Source organism: Nocardia wallacei (assembly GCF_029868745.1).
GTDB lineage: Bacteria > Actinomycetota > Actinomycetes > Mycobacteriales > Mycobacteriaceae > Nocardia > Nocardia wallacei_B.
Genome location: NZ_JARWOP010000300.1, coordinates 23,304 through 43,111 on the forward strand (window position 1 = coordinate 23,304; position 19,808 = coordinate 43,111).

Consider the following 19,808-nt stretch of genomic DNA (forward strand, 5'->3'; position numbering starts at 1 on the left):
GAATGTCGATTCGCTACCCCCATGGCCCGGTAGGAGTACCGGGTGGGTGTCCCGCCGGCGACGCCGGTGAGTCTGTGCGGTCGCCCGTGCTGCCGAGATAGTTCCGCAGCACGGCGTCCCGGTTGATATGTGCGGCAGGTCCTGCGAAGGCGACCGTGCCGCGACTGAGTAAGACCACGTGATCGGCCATCGTCAGGGCACGGTCGACGTACTGCTCGACCAGCACGATCGCCGAGCCGGTGGTGCGCAATTCGCCCAGCGCGGTGAAGATTTCGTCCACGACCAGGGGCGCGAGGCCGATGGATACCTCGTCCAGCAGGACGACCGCGGGATCGGCCAGCCAGGCGCGCCCCAGTGCCAGCATCTGCTGCTGGCCGCCTGACAACGAGCCGGCTCGCTGCGCGAGCTTCGTGCGCAGAGTGGGGAAGATGTCGAGAACCGCGTCGGTGCCGCCGCGCCGCCACGGTGGCGTCAGCAGGCGCAGGTTTTCCTGGACTGTCAAGTCCGCGAAAATACCCCGTCCCTCGGGGATCAGGCACAGGCCCGCACGAGCACGCCGTGCCGGCCTGTCGCGGGTCAGATCGGTTCCGGCGACCGACACGGTTCCCGAGCGTGCGGGCAGGATGCCCGAGACCACGCGCAGCAGCGTGGATTTCCCGGCCCCGTTCGGTCCCAGCAACGCCACGACGGATTTGTGTGGAACCGCCAGATCGACGCCGTGCAGCACGATCGCGGAGCCGTATCCGGCGGTGATCGAGCGCACGTCGAGCGCGAGGCCGGTACCAGTGCGGTGGCCTGTCGCACCCGTCGAGCCGTCCTGCGGAACGCCCGCCGCCGCCGGTTGTTGGCCGGTCATGCGACCGGTTCTTGTTGCCGGTAGTCGGCGGTTACCGGTTCGCCCAAGTAGGCGTGCTGCACCAGCTCCGACGCCCGGACCTGGGCGGGCGGACCACGGAATATCGGCCTGCCGAAGTCGAGTACGACGATCTCGTCGCAGATCTCGAGCACCAGCGACATGTCGTGCTCCACCAGCACGATTCCAACATCGCGCGCGGTGACTACGTGTCGCAGGATCTGCCCGAAGCGCACCGTCTCGGCGCGATCGAGACCGGCGCTCGGCTCGTCGAGCAACAGGATCCGGTACGGCCCCGCCAGACAGCGGGCGAGCTCGACCAGTCGCCGCTGTCCGATGGACAGGGTCGCGACGCGAGTGTGGGCGAGAGATTCGATGCCGCACAACGCCATCGCGGAGGCCGTGGCAGCGCGCACCCTGCCGGCCTGTCCACGGGCCGCGACCAGGTGGGCCAGTGGGTTCGCCCCGGCGAGCGGGCCTTCGGCTCCGATTGCGACGTTGTCGGCGACGGTCAGGGAATCGAAGAGTTCGGTCTGCTGAAAGGTTCGCCCGACGCCGAGCCGGGCCCGGCGTGCCGTCGATGCACGGTTTATCGACCGGTCCCGCAGTCGTACCTCACCGGCATGGATCGGGACCAGGCCGGTGCAGGCGTCGAACGTGGTGGTCTTGCCCGCACCGTTGGGTCCGATGAGCCCGGTGATCCGCCCGGTGGGTGCTTCGAACGACAGCTTCTCGACAGCCACGACGCCACCGAAGCGCACCGAAAGTTCGTGAACACCCAGGACCGCCGGGCTCCGGTGAGTCGATGTCTCCGGTACGACGACCACCGGCGCCGGGGTGCGCCGAAACGCACGGTCCACCCGAGACCGAATGGCACCGGGAACCTCCAGGCGCTCCGCGGTGGCGGCCCGGAGTATCACCAGTGCCCCGAACAGAACCTGAAGCCACAGCGACGCGTCAGCGACGGCAAGGTAGGACGGCACCAGGATGAGCGCCGCCGCGGCGAGCAACGGATACCACGGCTCGCGGCCCACCACCAGGATCGTCACCGCGAAGAAGGTGACCGATACCAGCGGCTGGTAATTGGCCGCGGAGGCGGTGGTCTGCGTCATCCCGGCGAGGGCGCCACCCAACGCTGCGAAAAATGCCGACAGACAGAAGACGAGCACCCGCGTGACTTCGACGGAGACTCCGTGGGTCCGCAGCGCAGCCGGTGATTCGGCGAGCCCCCGGAGCAGCCGCCCGAGTCTGCCGCGGTCCAATGCCACCACTGTCACGGTGCCGACCGCGGCCAGTATCAACACGAGATAATAGAACGCCGGGTCGGAATCGAGTCCGAGTACGCCGGGGCGTGGCATCGCGACGCCGAGACCACTGGTGCCGAACATGAACGGCTGGTTGTAGACCATCATCTGTACGACGACGCCGAATCCGAAGGTGGCCAATGCGAGATACACGCCGCCGAGCCTGATCGCCGGAATCGACAGCACCGCGCCGATGGGCACGACCACCAGTCCGCAGCCGAGGAACGCGAGCGGCCACGGCAGCCCCTGATCGACCGCGAAGTGCGAGAACGCGCAGGCGCCGATCGCGGTAAAAGCCATGTGGCACAGCGAAACCTGACCGGATGTACGGATCAGCAGGCCGAGCGACAGGAATACGAGCGTCGTCGCCACCGCCACGGTCCAATCCGTCAAATGGATGCCCGCGAACGCCGGAACCAGAGCCAGCGCCGCCAGCAGCGCAGCTCCGGCGGACGCCTGTACCGCCGGCGGGGTGACCCAACCGGATCGGATTCGCTGAATCGTCCGGTCCCGATTCGCGAGGTAGCGCCGTGGCATGACGAGCAGTACGAGAAACAGCGTCACGAAGGGCAGCGCGGCGGGAATCCCCGCGGCGGCACTGGTCGTGAGGTAGCGGGTAGCCAGCGAGGCGAGCACCCCGATGAGCAATCCACCCCCGAAACTCCCTGGGAGACTGGTGAATCGGCCGATCGCCGCCGCGCCGAACGCCTGGACGACCAGCAGCGTCAGCTGGGTGGGGTCGAGCGGGAGTAACGGCGCGAACAGCACCCCGGACAGCGACGCGAAACCGGTGCCGACGCACCACGCCCATCGCCGCGTTCGGGCCGAGCTGGTCCCGGCCAGATCCAGCAGCGTGGCATTTCCGACTACCGCGCGCATCGCGATGCCGTGGCGGGTGAACCGCAGCACGGCCGACAATGCGGCGGTCGCGACGACCGCGATGCCGAACGTGGCCAAGTCCGACCACTGCACCCGCACACCGAAGGCGTCGAATCCGCCCGGTGGCAGGAAGTTCGGCACGATGCGGGTCGTCGCCTGCCCGTAGCCGAGAGTCGCCCCCGCCTGGACTATCAGTAGTACGCCGACAGTCACGGCGATGCGCAGTTCGACGGTGGCCCGGTCGACCGCCCGGGCGAGCAACTCCAGCGCCATACCCATGGTCGGGCCGACGCCGAGCACACAGACCGCCGCTGCGAGCTGCCACATTGTGCCGTGGACCACGTGCAGCGTGTAGAACGTGTACGCCGACACCGTGGCCATAGCACCGTGGGCGAAGTTGAACACTCCCGACGTCCGATAGGTGAGTACGAGACCTACGGCGGCCAGTCCGTACACCGAGCCCGTGACGATTCCCGCGATCAGGAACGGCAGCAGATCCGTCACGAGGGACTCCCGGTTTCGGTGCCGCACACGGGCGCGGCATGCAACGTCAGTGTCGGCGGTTGCCCTGTGGCACACCACGCCAATCCGGAACATCTGCCTCGCAACAGAAATTGACGAGATGAAAACGAAGAATGGTGCCTTTCGCTGTCCTCGGTCGGCCGAGACTCGGTACACGACCAGTCCGTCAGTGATTTCCCACCATTGGATAGGAGTGAAGATTGCGCCGGAGAGCTCACCGTGGGATATGAAATCCTACTAGCGATGGGCAGACCGGAGAGATGGCGCTGGGACATCATCGCCATCATCGAGCTGTTCGAGGTGCCCCGAAATGAAGTACTACAACCTGGCCGTGGCCGGTGTCGACGACTGGACCGAGTTCGCCAACAGCATCGTCCCGATGGCGCATCGCTACCGCGAGCCCGCGGGCTGGCAGGTGGGCCTGACCGTCCAGGAGACCACAACCTACAGCTTGCTGCGCTGGGACCAGCCCGGTGACCGGCTGGCATTCCGAACCCGGTCGCACATTCGCCGCGCCTCGGCCGAAGGGTTCTACTGGGTGGTGATTCCGCAGCGCGGAGCATTCGCGGCGTCGGACGAAGACGAGGACAGATGTATCACGCCGGGTCAGGCGGTGGTGCTGGCGCTGGATCGGGAGTGCAAGTTGAACATTCCCGGCTCGGTGGCGTACGGGTTCCAGATTCCGCGTTCTGAATTCGATCACCGGTCACCGGTGCCCGGCACCCAGCGACCGGTGCTCGGTCTCGATTCCGGCCTCGGCCGGATCGCCATGGGCATGATCAATAACCTGCATTCCGAGCGATCCGGCCTGGCCGGTCGCGATTTCAACATGGTGTGCGATCGGATCACCGAGTTGCTGTGCCTGATCAGCGCCGGTGATTCCAGCCCGCAGCGAGCTCACCTGTCGGAGATTGCCGAGACCGTCCGACGGTATGTGCGCCGCAACATCGGCACGACGGACCTGCGGTTGCCCGCAGTGGCGCAGGCGCTCGGCTGGTCACCCCGGCAGTTGCGCGTCGCGTTGCACGAGGCGGGGACAACGTATCGCGACGTGCGCCGCGACGAAGCCCTGCGCGCCGCCCGCAGCATCCTCGAAGACCCCTGTCAGACGATGACGATCGGCGAGATCGCGGAGCGCAGCGGACTCACGTGTACTTGGCTCGCAACAGCTTTCAAAGCTCGGTACGGCGAGTCTCCCCGAGAGTTCCGCAAACGCAGACTGACCGAGCAGTCCGGTCGGCCGAGCGGAGCCGAACAGCGGCACCGAAATCGCCTCGACGCCGATCCAACTACGTCTTCCGAACTGCGATGCCACGGTCGATCTGTCGATTCAGGTCAGTGAAATCTCCCCGATCTCCGCTACGACTACCTGACCTAGCGGGTGCGACGGCGCCTGCCGTGGGCTCGGCGGTCGCGAGTGTCGAGTTACTGGGTGCGCCGCGGAGGAAGCTGTCTTCGGTACCACCGGCGAGCGCCACCCGCTGGCGCGGACGGTGCGGAAACCCCTGGCACTGCGAGGAAGCCCCGCAGGAATTTCTTCGACGCTGTGAACACCCGATTTGTGCGCGGTCACCCCTATCCGCCCGTTACATCCAGAAATGTCACACCGGTCGACGAAGCCCTGGGCCGGTATCCTCTCCTGCATTGCAATCCTCCGAACATGCGGAAAATTACTCCCGCCGACCTCGAGACAATGACTCTGGCCTTGTTCACGAAGATAAGATTGGGCTCGGCCTCCGTAGGCTCACGTGACGCAGGCGAAGACTTCGTTATGACTGATGACTCAGCAGAGCGCAAAGTCTACCTCGTTTGGGTCAAGCATGTAAGCAACCCGCTAGGGACGGATGCGGTCCGCTCACTCGCAAATCGCGTGGCGCGCAGTGGAGCATCTGAAGGTATCCTCGTGACCACAGGACGGTTCACTGCCTCCGCCCGCGAATCCTCTGTCCACCACGATCAAATTCGACTTATAGACGGTGATGGGTTGGTGGAGGCATTGGCGAAGCACCTTGGGATCGGTTTGGCCTTGTAATCTCGCTCCTAAATCACTGGTTGGCCGAACTTTTTCGGGCTAATTTGAGTTCCCGGCAATCGGAGCGGACGAGGCTGCTGCATTCGGCGCTCCGCTGGCCTGCGGCCTGTCCAGGACGCCACCCCGCGCCACGACAATGTTCTCCTTTCCCGCTGCAGACCTGGATATCACGGCCTCCGGTTTGCGAAAACCGCACCGTTAGGCCGCGATCACAGTGGCACCACTACTGGCGGTCTTCGCAATGCTCCCGCAAGGATTGCGTCCGGCAGAGTGGTGTAGCAGCTCGTCGATCAGCGTATCGACCCCAGCCGGCTGCTGTCCGACCAATTGGCCGCCGCCGGTCCCGATCTGCTGCGTACTCTGCTGTCCACGTTCGTGCAGACCCTGATGGGCGCCGAGGCCGACGCCGTCTGTGGTGCCGGCTACGGCGAACGCAGCGACGAGCGTGTCAACCACCGCAACGGCTACCGCCACCGCGACTTCGACACCCGCGTCGGCACCCTCGATGTCGCGATCCCGAAACTGCGCCACGGCAGTTATTTCCCGGACTGGCTGCTCGAACGACGCAAACGCGCCGAACGGGCCCTGACCTCGGTGGTGGCGACCTGCTATCTGCTCGGTGTCTCCACCCGCCGGATGGAGAAGCTCGTCGAAACCCTGGGTATCACAACTGTTTCCAAGTCACAGGTGTCGATGATGGCACGCGATCTCGATGCCCAGGCCGAAGCGTTCCGCACCGCCCACTCGATCAAGGTCCATACACCTTCGTCGCCGCCGACGCCCTCGTACTCAACGTCCGGGAGGACGGCCGTGTGATCAACGTTCACGCCCTGATCGCCACCGGCGTCAACAACGACGGATACCGCGAAATCCTCGGTCTCCAAGTCACTTCCGGCGAGGACGGTGCCGGATGGCTGGCCTTCCTCCGCGATCTGGTCGCCCGTGGGCTGAGTGGCGTCGCTCTGGTCACCTCCGACGCCCACGCCGGCCTCGTGGCCGCGATCGGCGCGACCCTGCCCGGCGCGGCCTGGCAGCGCTGCCGCACGCACTACACGGTCAACCTGATGTCGGTCTGTCCGAAATCGTCGTGGCCGTGGGTCCGCACCCTGTTGCATTCGGTGTTCGATCAAGCAGACACCGAATCGGTTGCCGCTCGATATGAACGGATGCTCGACGCCTTGGCCGAGAAGCTCCCGAAGGTCGCTGACCACCTCGACACGGCTCGCGCCGATCTGCTGGCATTCACCGCGTTCCCCACACAGATCTGGCGTCAGATCTGGAGCAACAATCCACAAGAGCGGTTGAACAAGGAAATCCGCCGCCGCACCGATGTCGTCGGCATCTTCCCCGATCGCGGCCCGATCATCCGCCTGGTCGGCGCCGTGCTCGCCGAACAGCACGACGAATGGATCGAGGGCCGCCGCTATCTCGACCTCGATGTCCTGGCCCGCTCGCGTGGGCTCACCGCCACCGACGAACAGGAGGCAGCGACACCCGCAGAACTCACTGCCTGACCCGAACTCTGGATCATGCGGTGACCACCTCAGCTACACCACGCCCCGGGACTTGACCACAGCACTCCCGCTGTTGCCTGTCATTGGTCGACCCAGGTGTTGAATGGCCGTCGCAGTCCGCCATGCCTGGGCACCGAAATCCGTTCTCCGTACTTCTTTTCGGCGCTTCGGGCGTGGACTTCCACCCACACCGAAGGAACGAGCCATGACCGAACACAATGCCGCGGACAAGCCGACCGCGTCGGCGTTGATCGACGACACCATCGTCGAGGTCCTCCAAGCCCCGTCCGACGACGTCGGAGCGGTGCTGCTGGCGGGATGGAACGGGTTCACCATGCTGGCCACCGTCGTCGTGCAATTGGTCTCTGCTGGACCAGGGTGCCAGCATTCGCGCCATCTGCCTCGAGCTGGGGCTGGCTCGCGGCACCACACGTCGCTTCGCTCGCGCCGCATCGGCCGACGAACTACTGGTCAACAACCGCACGGGATACCGCGTCAGCGCGCTCGAGGCATACAAATCCGAGCTGCATCGACGGTGGAATGAGGGCTGCACCAACGCAACTCAGCTGTTCGAGGAGATCAAAGCCTGCGGATACCGGGGCAGCGAGAAGATGGTGCGCACCTACTCGGCTCCCTTCCGCGCCTTCGCACACATCTCGGCACCGCCGAGCAAGCCACCGTCGGTCCGGAGGGTTGTCAGCTGGATCATGACCAACCCCGACACCATCGCTCCCGCCGACCAAACAAGTCTGGGTGCCATTCTGGCCGCCAGCCCGGAACTGGCGGCCCTCATCGGCCACGTCCGGGCGTTCGCCACGATCATGACCGAACGGCGCGGCCGCGATCTCGAACGATGGATGGCGGCCGTCGACGCCGATGACCAGCCGGCTTTGCACTCGTTCGTCCGTGGGCTGCGCCGCGACCAAGACGCGGTCACTGCGGGCCTGACCATGGCCTGGAGCAGCGGCGCCGTCGAAGGCCACGTCAACCGCATCAAAATGCTGAAACGCCAGATGTTCGGACGTGCGAAGACCGACCTGCTCCGAAAGCGAATCCTGTTGAGCGAGTGAGCAACACAGACCCGAATTCACGGAAGACCAAACACGGCGATCGTACTGTGCGAGCTACTGTGGAGCTCTCAACCGTCCTGCACAACCCTCCGCGGCAGCCGTTAACCGTCGCAGAGGCACACCGCGAAATGCAACTTCACCCGAGTTGCAGCACCGACACGTGCATCTGTAAAGCGACCGTGTTTGCCGTACTCGTGTGCCACGGGCGGATCAAGCCCGACTCATCGAGGTCTCCCGCATCGCACCGACGCTCGGCGTCCTCCACCATGATGATCCGGCACCGGACGAGGCAACGGACCCTCCCTTACGCAAGCGGTTGTGTGCTTGGCGAAGCAGGCACGTGAAATAGGCCGTCAATAGTCGGATCAAGCCTCACAGGCGATTTCACTGATCCGATGAATCATTTCGATCCAGTGGCGTCGTAGCGCTGCTGGCGTGCGATGCCGATACACCTCGCCAGCACTGCGCATCGTCGGGTCGGACATCAATGTGCAGAGGACATGAGATGCCAACCCACCGCGGCAGGTCGCCGGTAGCCGTTGAGGCGAATGCCTTCCCGCTCGGCAGTCCTTCAGCCGAGGAGCGCGATCGTGTGCTCGATGGAACTCCGGATGTCGCTTGGGTCATGTCCCGCACGCGCGCGAAGCCTCCACCCGAGTACGAGGGTGAAGAGGAGATCGGTGAGCTCGTCGAGATCTGACTCGACCGAGATCTCTCCGCTTTCGCGCATTCGGGTGAGCAGGTCTCCCAGCCCGGTTCGGGTGAGATTGAACGCAGTTTCGGTCCGTCGAGCGATTTCCGGGTCTGTGCCGCCCATTTCCGCAGCGGTGTTGATCACAAAACACCCTGCTGGATCAGTCGCGTGGGCGTCGCTCCCCAGCGCTACCGTCGCCACAGCATCGGTCAACGCGTCCCTGGTCGGGTCGGCGTCTCGGAACCGCTGACATCCGTCGGCACTCTCCGTTGCCCGATAGTGATCGAGGGCGCGCAAAAAGAGTCGGCGCTTGTCACCGAAAGTGCGGTAGAGGCTGCTCGGGTTGAGTTCGAGCGCCGCATTCAGGTCGCGCGTGCTGGTGGCGTGGAATCCCTTGCGCCAAAAGACATCGGTTGCCCGGTGGACGGCTGCCTCCTCATCGAACCCGCGGGGCCTGGCCATTGAACCTCCCTGCATTGTGGAGCGGATGATCCCAATGCTAGCGTCGAGTTTGGGAGCGATCGATACCAAACTAGGGAGAGGAGCGCACAGTGGCTGGAACACACAGCGACGAAGGCTTCGGCGGCGGCGCGGCTGACAGACCGACCCTGAACGCGCGAGGTACCGACGGCGAACGCTGGGGCGCGGCCTGGGCAACGATGTTCGGCGTGTTTGTGCTGGTCGTCGCAGAGCAACTGCCGATCGGGCTGTTGATCCAGATCAGCCCCGACCTGGGCGTCACGGAAGGAACTGCCGGGCTCAGCGTCACCGTCCCCAGCATCGTCGCCGGTGTCGCAGCACTGCTGGTACCGCTGGTGGTCGGGAAGTTGGACCGCCGGGTCCTTCTCGGCGCGTTGATGACCCTCATGACCGCCGCGAACGCGGCGACGTGGCTGGCTCCGACGTTCGAGGTTCTCCTACTGTCGCGCGTGTTCGTCGGTGTCGCGATCGGCGGGTTCTGGGCGATCGGGGGCGGCATCGCCGTTCGCCTGGTGTCGACGGCGAATGTACCGAAGGCGACCTCGATCATCTTCGCCGGCGTCGCCGCGGCCAACGTGCTCGGCGTCCCGCTGGGGACGATCCTGGGAACGAACCTCGGGTGGCGGTTGGCGTTCGCCGCGCTCGGGGCGGCCGCACTTATCGCTCTGGTATGGCTGATCGTGCTATTGCCTCCGTTGTCAGCACAAGTTCCGGTCCGCGCGCACGTACTGGCCAGTCAGCTCAGGAACCAGGGCGTGGTATTCGGACTCATCGCGACCTTGCTTTCCGTCACGGGACACTTTGCCGCGTTCACCTTCGTCGGTCCGATCCTTCGCGACATCGCGGGCCTGTCCGCTTCCGCGGTCGGTCCGATTCTCTTGGTCTACGGCCTCCTCGGCCTGGGAGGGAACTTCGCGGCCGGGGCACTGCTGGGGCGAGGCGTTCCCACAGTGGTGTTCTCCATCCTCGCGGTGATCACCGTCGCTCTGGGTCTACTACCGGCGGTCGGCCTCCAGCCGGCCGCAGGCGTGCTTCTGGTCCTCCTGTGGGGTCTGTTCTTCGGCGGACTGTCGGTCAGCATGCAGACCTGGATGATCAAAGCCGCGCCCACAGCCGTCGAAGCCGCAACCTCGCTGTGGGTCGGAGTATGGAACCTCGCCATCGGAATCGGCGCGCTCGCAGGTGGCGTCGCCATCCACAAACTCTCGCTGGCATCCACCATCTGGATCGCCGCAGCCCTGACGCTGACCGGCGCGCTATTGGTGGCGGCGACCCGCTCGCCGAGGGCGAGCGCGCCGCCTGCCACCGGAGTAGACGAGGCCGTCGATGCTCGATGACACACGCGAACGCCCGCAGCGCACCCAGCCCCGCAACCGCCGAGGGTCGCATCATCGAACTACGCTGACGACAGCGGCGGGAGCCGAATCCTAGGAAGGGGCTGGGCGTTCCCGATTTCCGTCTGTTCGTCCACGGAAGTCGATCTTTGCCTTGTCGATAAGGAATCCCTAGGCGAATTCTGTCCCGCATTGGACGCCGCGGATACGCGCCAAGCCGAGGAAGGTTCGCTCATCGAACCAGTGCCGATGCCGTTGCGAAGGCTCGTACCGTAGCACCAAATGGTTGCGGAACTCAGGCGCTGCGGGATCGCAGCCGGGATTCGCGCCAGCCAACATTAGCAAGGTGCCGCCGGCACCGATGGCGATGTCGTCGCAATGTACGCCGAAGACGGCGATCTCAGTAAGGCTCTCGCACGTCAACGACTTCAATTCGCACACCCGCTTCGCAACGACGACCCGATACCACCACCTTCGCGAACCGAATAAGCTCCGCACGAGAACTGACTCCCGTCTTATGAAATATCTGACGCTGGGATTCCGTACTCGACCTCGGCTGCGGTGACGGCAACTGCACGGCGGTATCCGCCACGGGATCGCGTGCGTTACATGCGCGGGGCGATCAGCCGATGGAACATGCTCGGACTCAGTTGCTCTAGGGTGATTTAGTGCGTCAGGTGATCCACGATTTCAACGAGAATGGGTTCGGTACATTGGACCCAAAATGGAGAGGGGCAGGCCCGCGAAGACCGATCGCGCGACGCGTGAACGGATCTGTCAGATCGGCCGTGTGCTACCCCGTCACTTGGGATGGCCGTCCTCGACGTGGAGCCTGTCGAAGCTGCGGGACGTGTTGTGTATCAACGGTATTGCCGATCTCAGCCGCGAGACTTTGCGGAAGATCCTACGACAACCCACCCAACGACGGGCACGTGGTCTGCGTCGATGAATTCGGGCCGCTCAATCTGCATCCCCGCGCCGGTCGAGGCTGGCAGCCTCGGCGCAGGCCGCAGCGACTGCGGGCGACCTACCACCGCACCCAGGGCGTGCGCCACGTGTTCAGCGCTCTCGATCTGTCCACCGGCCAGATATACTGCCGCATCCCGGATCGCAAGCGCTGGACCGAGTTTCGTGCGTTCCTGCGGAGCCTGCAATCACGGTGGCCGGGCGAGAAACCGTATGTGATCGTCGAACTTCTCTCCGCACAAACGTGCCGAAGTCCACGACTGGTGCGCGGCCAACGACGCGAAACTGGTGTTCCTGCCGACTATTCGTCGTGGTTGAACTACCCGATTTCCTGCCCTGCGTCGCCTGACTATGCCGAAGAGAACAGGCAGACCGGGTGCCCGGCGGGATCGAGTATGACGCGGACGGCGTCCTGCGGTTGGGTGTCAGCAAGGGTCGCACCTGCTTCGAGTGCCCTTGCCTGTGCTGCGTCGAGATCCTCGACCGGCAGGTCGAGATGAACCGTGATGTGCTGGCGGCCCGGCTCACTCGGCCAGACTGGCCTGGTGTAGTACCGCTCGTACTCGATATTGATCGTTCTCAGGCCGGGCAGGTCGGCCGGTGCACACAGCTGCGCCCACCCCGCCTCCGGTGGCTCGCCGGGCCGAGGATCCTCCATCGCGCTGATGGTCCACCCCAGTAGCCGTTGGTAGAACACAGCTAAATCCCGTGGGTTCGGAGCTCCGATCGTCACGCTCGATACCCACATCTGCTGTCGAGTCATACGCCCCCAGTTCACTCCGCCAACCGAACACGCTCAACATAGGTCGAGCGGCCACCAGAAGACAACAACCTCCAAGCAGAATTGCACCGTCAAGCTTTCGGATGCAGCACTAGCAGAACTGCAGAAGTAGCCAACCCGACGTTGGTTACCCGATGAGCTGATCGCTCGAGTTGTTCGGCAACCGTTTCGTCCGCATTTTCGGCAGCTTGTCCCAGATGCCACGCCCGGCGACCGTAGTCCCGCGTCGCTCATCGCAGCGGCAAGCGTGTCAACGGCCAGTAGTCCGTCCCCGCAGGCGGCCAACGTTTGTCCCCGCTGGTGTGAGGGTTCAGGAGGCGCTTGACGCGGACCGTGCAGGAGGTCCTGGACGGGTTCAGCAGCTGCTTGACGGGTCTGGTTTGATATTGTGCCCGTGGCGCACAACAGAATCGGCGAGGACGGCACGCACCGTTCCTGGGTAGTGGAGCATCGGTATCGGGCGGTGCTGGAGGTACTCGACGGCGGCGCGATTGCCGATGTCGCTCGGCAGTTCGGGACGACGCGGCAGTCGATCTACACGTGGAAGGCCCGGTATCTCGAGGCCGGGTTGGAGGGCCTGGCGGATCGCTCATCGCGGCCGCGGAACTCGCCGAGCCGTGTGCCTGTGGAGGTGGAGGCCGCGATCTGTGAGATGCGGCGGCAGCATCCGCGGTGGGGTGCGCAGCGGATCGCGTTCGAGCTGGCCGAGCGTGGTGTCCGGCCGGCGCCGAGCCGATCGACCGCGTATCGGGTGTTGGTGCGTCACGGGCTGGTCAACGAGCAGCAGCAACAGCATCGGCGCAAGTACCGGCGGTGGCAGCGCGATGCGCCGATGCGGTTGTGGCAGCTCGACATCATGGGCGGGGTGTTCCTGGCCGATGGCCGAGAATGCAAGCTGGTCACAGGAATTGACGATCACTCCCGGTTCGTGGTGATCGCTCAGGTCGTCGCCGAGCCGAGCGGACGCGCGGTCTGCCAGGCATTCACCGATGCCATGTCCCGCTATGGCGTGCCCTCGGAAGTGTTGACCGACAACGGGAAACAGTTCACCGGCCGATTCAGCAAGCCGTATCCGGCGGAGGTGTTGTTCGAGCGGATCTGCCGGGAGAACGGGATCACCGCGCGGCTGACCAAACCACGCACACCGACCACGACCGGCAAGATCGAGCGCTGGCATCAGAGTCTGCGCCGCGACTTCCTCGACGAGGCAGGCCCTTTCGCCGATCTCGCGACCGCGCAAGCAGCGATCGACGCCTGGGTGCACGGATACAACTACCGCCGCCCGCACCAATCGCTGCAGATGGCCACGCCCTACTCGCTGTTCCGCCCGCACCCCGGTGCCTCAGCGCTGCCACAGCCGCTGCCGGTCGCCCCGGTCATGCCGGTCCGTGTCCCTGACCGGCTCGCGGCGCGGTCGATGCGCCCAGACGGGGCCGCCGCCGGAGAAGTTCCCGATCACCGTCGACGAACGCGAGATCGACGCAGTCGAACTGGAAATGATGATCTCCCCGGCCGGGCGGATCGTGCTGCCCGGCGGCCAAGATCTGAAATTCAGCCCGACGATGGCCGGGCGCACCGTCACGGTCTGGGCCAACGACCGCACCATCCACGTGCTGATCGGTGGCGAGCTGCTACGCACCCCGGCCGTCCCGGTTGTCGGCGACAGACCTGGCCACCCTCGTCCTGCGCGGCGCTCGCCCCGCCGGACCCGAACCCGGGCCCTCCGCAATCCCGCGCGGGCCACTGCCTGCGGCCACGGTCGTCGAGATCGGGCGCACCGTCGGCCGTGACGGCGATATCCAGCTCGCCGGCCACCGCATCGCGCTCGGCGCCCAGCACGCTGGCAAACGAGTCGCGCTGCGCATCGACGGTCACCTCATGCACGTCATTGCCGACGGCCTGCTCGCCAAGACTCTCCCCGCGCCCGTCACCGTCGACCAGGTCACCAAGCTCCGCGGAGCTCGCGTCCCCGACCAGCCGCTCCCGCCCGCCCCGTCGCAGACGCCGCGCGCGCAACGGCGGGTGCCGAAGGACGGGATCATCATGGTCGCCAAGCAACGCCTCCGCGTCGGCGCCAGCCACGCCGGGAAGACGGTCATCGTCGTCATCGAAGACACCCTGTTCCGGGTGCTGCACAACGACATCGAGCTGTCCGTGCACACCCGCAAGAACCCCGGACCCATCCGGCAATACAAGGCCAGCGCCCGAACCCGAACAGCCTGAACGAAATTCGTCCACCACGTCCTGAACCCGTCAAGAACCTGGTGCGCAATCCACGCCAAGGACCTCCTGAACCCTCACACTGTCACAAGCGCCCGGTGCACGTCTCGACGGCCGGAACTGCTCGCAACGTGACAGACCGCGGATCGTATCAACAGCAGCAACTGCTGGGAGCGCCTGCGCTGCGAGTGTGGCCGGGGCAGCGAGTGTCCGGCCGCTCAGCAACGGCTACTCGCCGCGGCGAGACAGACACACCGTTCGCGCCGAGATTTGCCGCCCGGCCCACCACGTGCGACACCGGGACGGGCCGACGACGCAGGAGTCGCCCCCGGCGCTCCGCCGTCGGCCCGTCGCAGCGAGTTCCAGCAGCCCCGCCCAAGTTAATCTCCGTCAGGAACTCGAGTGCGCCGAATACCAGTCCGGGGTTCCACTGCCATCGGCCCCGTGGCGACTCCGACAGCCAGGCCCGTCGGAGTGACTCCACCGGAAGACACCACCCGCAGCGCGTGCCCGCTTGCACCACACGTTCGATGTTGACCTCTCCACCACCGAATAGGTCTCCCGCTGGTGAGGCCAGGCGGCGGCGATCATGGCGCAGTTCCTGCCCGAGAGGGACGCCGCGCTCAGGCGCGGGGGATGTCCTTGCCGGTCGGCCGGTACTCGATCAGTAGCAGCTTGCCGTCGAGAACCCGCTGCTCGACCAGATCGAGTTCGCCGGCAGTAACACCAGCGAAGGCGGACTCACGTCCGGCATCCCCAGCGAACAGCGGAAACATGACGAGCCGGAGCCGGTCGACCAAGCCGGCATCCAGAAGCTGCCGCGCGATCGAGAGACTGCCCCAGGTGCGCAGTGGAACGTCGCCGTTCGCCTTCAAGTCCGCGACCTCTTCGATCAGATCACAACTGATGCGGGTGTTCGGCCAGTCGACCTGTTTCAGAGTGGATGAGAACACCACCTTCTCCAGTTTCATGACCTCGTCATAGGTCTCTCCCCACGCCTCGTCGGGCAGGGCCATGAACGCCTCGTAGGTGCGCCGACCCATGATGACGCGCTGCGGGGCCGCCGATTCGGTGGCGACCCACTCCGCGAGCTCGGGGCCGAAGTATCCGAAGTATCCCGGCAGCCCCTCGCCACCCGCCCATCCATCGACCGACTCGAAGATGTCGATCGTCACCGTGCTTGCCATCTCAGTTCCCTTCTCGAAGACACCAGTGGCGCCACATGAACCTACTTCAATAGATGAAGTAGACTGTACTATATGAAGTCAAGTGGTACGCTTGCGCCATGCGAAACCGCGAGTACGGACAGTTCTGTGGGCTGGCGCGAGCCGCCGAGGTCCTCGGGCAGCGCTGGACACTGTTGATCCTGCGTGACCTGCTGGTCGGCCCACGGCGCTATTCCGACCTGGCCCGAGGGCTGCCCGGCATCCCGTCCAAGCTGCTCGCCACTCGCCTGAAAGAGCTGGAACAAGACGGCCTCGTTGTCCGAGAGGCGCGAAGCGGCTCGGATCGTTCGATCGTCTACGTCGTCACACCACGGGGTGCGGAGCTCCAGCCCGCACTCGACGCCCTTTCCCGCTGGGGTGCGGGCGAGATGCGTGCCCCCCGTGAGGGTGAGGTCGTCACCGAGGCCGTTCTGGTCTCCGGCCTCCGGGTCGCAGCCGAAAGCGGCACAGTGCCGGCGCGACGGCTGACATTCACGGTCAAGATCTCGGGCGCCGTCGCACATGCACTGGTTGCGGATGGGATCGTCGAGGTGGCCCCGGGCGAGTACCCGAATTCCGACCTGACCATCACCGGAGGGCCGGGGTTCCGCGATCTGCTGGCCGGCACACTGGACCCGCAAGCTGCGGTGACCGAAGGTGCGGTCGAACTCGAAGGAGATCCCACACTCCTCGCAGACTTCACCTCGATCTTCACCGTTCCCTACACCACGGCCACAGGGACCTGACCTGTGAGTTTCGGATCGAATTCCCATCGCCCCGACTTTTACCGGTACGCACTGATGTCAGCAGAGGTGAACCAGCCGGGCTCCTCACGGCGGCCACCCGAACCCGACGCGACATAGAGCCGCTTCCCGTCCGGCGATACGGCCAGATGACCGAGAGGGAAGTCGAATCGGATCTGGCCGACGACAGTTCCGCTGCGAGTATCGAGCACTGTGACAAATCCATGATCGGCGCTGAGCTCGCGAAGACTCTCGTGCGCGATCAACAGGAATCGGCCGTTCGGCGAGAGTGATCGGTCGGCGAAGGGAGCCGGGGCGCAACCGATGCCGGATATCAGAACCCGCCTCACCGGACGTGCGCCAGACGACCAGGTCCGCATACTGGTGCAGTTGGTCTGTGACCATGCGACTGTTGTGCTGGCTCATGACTCGGGTGAGGACATCGAACCCCGTCGGCCGCTTTTCGAACTCGGTTCGGATTCGCTGACCGCGGTCGAACTCTGCAACCGCCTCGAGACGGTTACCGGTCTGCGCCTGCCACTCGCCACCATTTTCCAGTATCGGACCGCGACGGAGCTGGCACACCATCTTCACTCCGAAATCATGGGTACCCGCCTCGAGGCAGCTGCCGACCGCGATACACCGCCATAGGGAGTAAACGAAATGCACCCTGCAATGAGTCGTAGACACCAGCCCAGCGCTGCACTGGGAAGTGCCTTGTCTGCGCGCCCACCTCTGCACACGAGCATCATTCCAGTCCCGAATGTCGGCGGAGTCCGACGATGCCCTGCGCGGCTGTGCCGCACGCCTTCTCGACTACACTGGCCGACGCGGCGGTCGTCGCGGCAACGCGAGGGCGGTTGATGCAGGCGCTGCCTTTGGGTGGCGCCATGGTCGCCATCGAAGCCGCCGAACTCGAAATCGCGGCATACCTTGGTGGGCTGGAGGGTCGAGTGGCCATTGCCGCGTTCGACGGTCGTGTCCGGCGACCGGGAACCTGTCATGGAACTCGCCTCGCACTGAAATCACGCGGCCGTAGTACGCGCCACCTCCGCGTCAGCCACGCTTTTCACTCCTCGAAAACTTCGTTTGGTGGCGAGTTGCCGCTGGTGGAAAGGCTGCACCGCTGGAGATGGAAGGACGTCCACCGACACCTCGCGACCACACCGGTCGGTGGCATAACCGTCGGCGGACGGGATCGAACTGTTCAAACCTCGCCAAGGTGCTGATCACTCGATATCGGTATCGCGGCGACACGATCCCCAACCCTGGACCCTGGCCGACCAGGCCTGACGGCAGACACCGTGGAGAGCCCGGTGCGTGGAGACACGCACGCCGGGTTCGGCGAGCGGCTCGCAGAAACGGACCGGTGGCAACATCGGCACCGCGCTGCGGGCCCGACTCAACCAATCGATCGACCAAGGACAACACGTACCGCTCACCGACACCACTGAGCCCGGTCTCCGCTCCCCGGCAGCCGCGCTATTGTGCGGTGGCCGCCGCTTCAGTCTGGGCATTGACAACGAGTTCCCACAGGTGCCCGTCCGGGTCGCTGAAGTACCCCATGTACGACCCGTCATACTCACCGGCCGGCCGGGCCACAGACGCACCCGCTGCTGTCGCTCGACCAAGGATGTCGTCCAACTCCTCCTTGCTCCCGATGGCACACGAGAGGGAACAGGCACCGGGCGCAGGTAGGCGAGGCGTGATACCGGCGCGGCTCGTGTACTTCTCATACTCGCCGTACTCGATAAGGAACAGCGACAGGTTCGGCAACTCGAACGCGATGATGCTCTCATCGACCTCAGCCGGGGCCAACCCCAACCCGTCATGGTAGAACCGCAATGCCCGTTCCGAATCCGCAACGGGCAACGAGACAATGACAGTCGCAGGCTTCATGCCCACCAAGCCGAGTCGGCACCGGCGTCAGATTGGTCGAGCCGGCCCGCAGGACCTCGTAGCCGCGGTACCGATATCGAGTGACGATCTGACGGGCCAATCACGAAAAGTGGGCCAGAACCAGGATTCAGCTGCCGTTGACACTGCGCGCCGCAAGTACAACCCGGCTGGCAAGTGGACCCCGATCGGGGTGCGGCGATTGCTCCGGGTGACGATCGTGTACGTTGCCGCCTGCACGCCGGATCGTGATACGTCCTGGTTGCACGGCGTCCTGGACGTCAGCTTCGTCGGCGGATAGACCGAGGTAGTCGTCGCAGGCGACGAACTTCTGCCGTGCCAGGCCGACGCATTCGCGGCTGGACGGCTGATCGGGATGCGCGATCGCAACCGGTAGCCGGGGCCTGTTCGCTGGTTGTGACAACTGAGCAAGTGGAGTGGAAATGCTGGGCAGGTCATCAGTCCCCCCACGCCAGACCTGCTGGCCGCGGGTCAGAGGCGCGCGAGCCAGCCACCGACCACACCGTTGGATCAAGGCCGAGCCGGTGAGTGTGCATTGATTACAAACATTGACTTGGACAAACGCAATTCGTGTTCGGTGTCGCACGCGTCTTCCATGTCTCTCCGGGTCAGTGCAGTACCTTCGGCTGTTTCTTCGAACAACAATGTCGATGTGTAGTAGCGCAAGAATTCGTTCCGGTTGGGGAAGACAAGGCTGGCGTCGATTTTTTCGGTTTTAACACTGTCGAAACGCTCTCGTACGATGGGCAGAAATTCGTCGGAGAGTCGTGCCGCGCGGATGCGTGTGCGATCGTCTATACGTCGGCCAGTGAGGCGCTCGTTGAAATCGTATAGTTCGGGTGCATTTTCGACAGTGGGGCCGATGAGAAGCAAGTGGCCACCGTGGCGAAGAATTCGAGCTATCTCGTCGATCACGACACTCGGATCCTTGGCGTTGTAGATCGCGAAAATCGAAGCGACGAGATCGAATGTACCATTTGGGAACGGCAGTATCTCATCCATGGACTGCTCGACCAGGGTGAGTTGGCGGTCATTGCCGTAAGACGCTCGCGCTGTTTCGAGCAATGTCTCGTCTCGGTCGAGTCCGATTACGCGACCTTCGGAGTGCACGTGCCGCAGGTAGATTCCAAGATGGTTGCCGTCACCGCAGCCGAGGTCTAGTACGGAATCCCAGCATCGATTGCTGACAAATTTCTCGATCCAGGCGGTCAGATCGAAGGTGCCGAAGAGTTTGTTCGCTCTGATTCTTGCGGCGAGTCGGTTGTCCTTTTCTTGGAAACTCAGGTCCATGACG

15 protein-coding genes and 2 pseudogenes are annotated in these 19,808 nt (G+C 64.7%); 9 read left to right on the forward strand and 8 right to left on the reverse strand.

Going from position 1 to position 19,808, the window contains the following annotated elements; genetic code table 11:
* Positions 1–13: 13 nt before the first annotated feature.
* Complete coding sequence (locus QH470_RS27705; protein ID WP_280275295.1) at positions 14–856, reverse strand: ABC transporter ATP-binding protein; 843 nt, start codon at positions 854–856, stop codon at positions 14–16.
* Complete coding sequence (locus QH470_RS27710; protein ID WP_280275296.1) at positions 853–3,540, reverse strand: ABC transporter permease subunit; 2,688 nt, start codon at positions 3,538–3,540, stop codon at positions 853–855. Before QH470_RS27710 ends, QH470_RS27705 begins: the two co-directional genes overlap by 4 nt.
* Positions 3,541–3,868: 328 nt before the next feature.
* On the opposite strand from QH470_RS27710, the gene QH470_RS27715 reads away from it, so the two are divergent.
* From QH470_RS27715 to QH470_RS27730, 5 genes and pseudogenes are all read left to right on the forward strand, one after another.
* A complete protein-coding gene (locus QH470_RS27715) occupies positions 3,869–4,900 on the forward strand; it encodes a helix-turn-helix domain-containing protein (RefSeq protein ID WP_280275297.1) in 1,032 nt (343 codons plus the stop codon).
* Between the two features lie 318 nt (positions 4,901–5,218).
* Positions 5,219–5,590 (forward strand): restriction endonuclease, encoded by a 372-nt coding sequence (locus QH470_RS38325; RefSeq protein ID WP_425302792.1) that lies wholly within the window; start codon positions 5,219–5,221, stop codon positions 5,588–5,590.
* Positions 5,591–5,887: 297 nt separating this feature from the next.
* A pseudogene (locus QH470_RS27720) lies at positions 5,888–7,104 on the forward strand (IS256 family transposase).
* Between the two features lie 205 nt (positions 7,105–7,309).
* Complete coding sequence (locus QH470_RS27725) at positions 7,310–7,648, forward strand: hypothetical protein (RefSeq protein WP_280275298.1); 339 nt, start codon at positions 7,310–7,312, stop codon at positions 7,646–7,648.
* A gap of 67 nt (positions 7,649–7,715) precedes the next feature.
* Complete coding sequence (locus tag QH470_RS27730) at positions 7,716–8,174, forward strand: transposase (RefSeq protein ID WP_280275299.1); 459 nt, start codon at positions 7,716–7,718, stop codon at positions 8,172–8,174.
* 571 nt (positions 8,175–8,745) lie between these two features.
* On the opposite strand, the gene QH470_RS27735 is transcribed toward QH470_RS27730, so the two are convergent.
* Entirely contained in the window at positions 8,746–9,330 is a 585-nt protein-coding gene (locus QH470_RS27735) for a TetR/AcrR family transcriptional regulator (RefSeq protein WP_280275300.1), read from the reverse strand.
* A gap of 89 nt (positions 9,331–9,419) precedes the next feature.
* Here QH470_RS27735 and QH470_RS27740 point away from each other — a divergent pair, with 89 nt between their 5' ends.
* The gene (locus tag QH470_RS27740; RefSeq protein ID WP_280275301.1) at positions 9,420–10,685 is read left to right on the forward strand and encodes an MFS transporter; all 1,266 of its coding nucleotides are present in this window, start codon (positions 9,420–9,422) and stop codon (positions 10,683–10,685) included.
* Positions 10,686–10,853: 168 nt separating this feature from the next.
* On the opposite strand, the gene QH470_RS27745 is transcribed toward QH470_RS27740, so the two are convergent.
* Positions 10,854–11,114: a hypothetical protein gene (locus QH470_RS27745; RefSeq protein WP_280275302.1), complete on the reverse strand. Its 261-nt coding sequence runs from the start codon at positions 11,112–11,114 to the stop codon at positions 10,854–10,856.
* Between the two features lie 883 nt (positions 11,115–11,997).
* A complete protein-coding gene (locus QH470_RS27750) occupies positions 11,998–12,411 on the reverse strand; it encodes a VOC family protein (RefSeq protein ID WP_342228469.1) in 414 nt (137 codons plus the stop codon).
* 427 nt (positions 12,412–12,838) lie between these two features.
* Between QH470_RS27750 and QH470_RS27755 the strand changes: the two are divergent.
* Positions 12,839–14,652, forward strand: a pseudogene (locus QH470_RS27755) (IS481 family transposase).
* A 620-nt stretch (positions 14,653–15,272) separates the two neighbouring features.
* Here QH470_RS27755 and QH470_RS27760 read toward each other — a convergent pair.
* Positions 15,273–15,836 (reverse strand): dihydrofolate reductase family protein, encoded by a 564-nt coding sequence (locus QH470_RS27760; RefSeq protein ID WP_280275303.1) that lies wholly within the window; start codon positions 15,834–15,836, stop codon positions 15,273–15,275.
* Between the two features lie 98 nt (positions 15,837–15,934).
* Between QH470_RS27760 and QH470_RS27765 the strand changes: the two genes are divergently transcribed.
* Together QH470_RS27765 and QH470_RS27770 are read left to right on the forward strand one after the other, a co-directional pair.
* On the forward strand, positions 15,935–16,600 hold the full coding sequence (locus QH470_RS27765) for a winged helix-turn-helix transcriptional regulator (RefSeq protein WP_280275304.1): 666 nt from the start codon (positions 15,935–15,937) through the stop codon (positions 16,598–16,600).
* A gap of 321 nt (positions 16,601–16,921) precedes the next feature.
* On the forward strand, positions 16,922–17,248 hold the full coding sequence (locus QH470_RS27770; protein WP_280275305.1) for an acyl carrier protein: 327 nt from the start codon (positions 16,922–16,924) through the stop codon (positions 17,246–17,248).
* A gap of 831 nt (positions 17,249–18,079) precedes the next feature.
* On the opposite strand, the gene QH470_RS27775 is transcribed toward QH470_RS27770, so the two are convergent.
* Both QH470_RS27775 and QH470_RS27780 read right to left on the reverse strand, forming a co-directional pair.
* On the reverse strand, positions 18,080–18,496 hold the full coding sequence (locus QH470_RS27775) for a VOC family protein (RefSeq protein ID WP_280275306.1): 417 nt from the start codon (positions 18,494–18,496) through the stop codon (positions 18,080–18,082).
* 528 nt (positions 18,497–19,024) lie between these two features.
* Positions 19,025–19,804, reverse strand: a complete 780-nt coding sequence (locus QH470_RS27780) for a class I SAM-dependent methyltransferase (protein ID WP_280275307.1) — start codon at positions 19,802–19,804, stop codon at positions 19,025–19,027.
* Between the last annotated feature and the right edge of the window lie 4 nt (positions 19,805–19,808).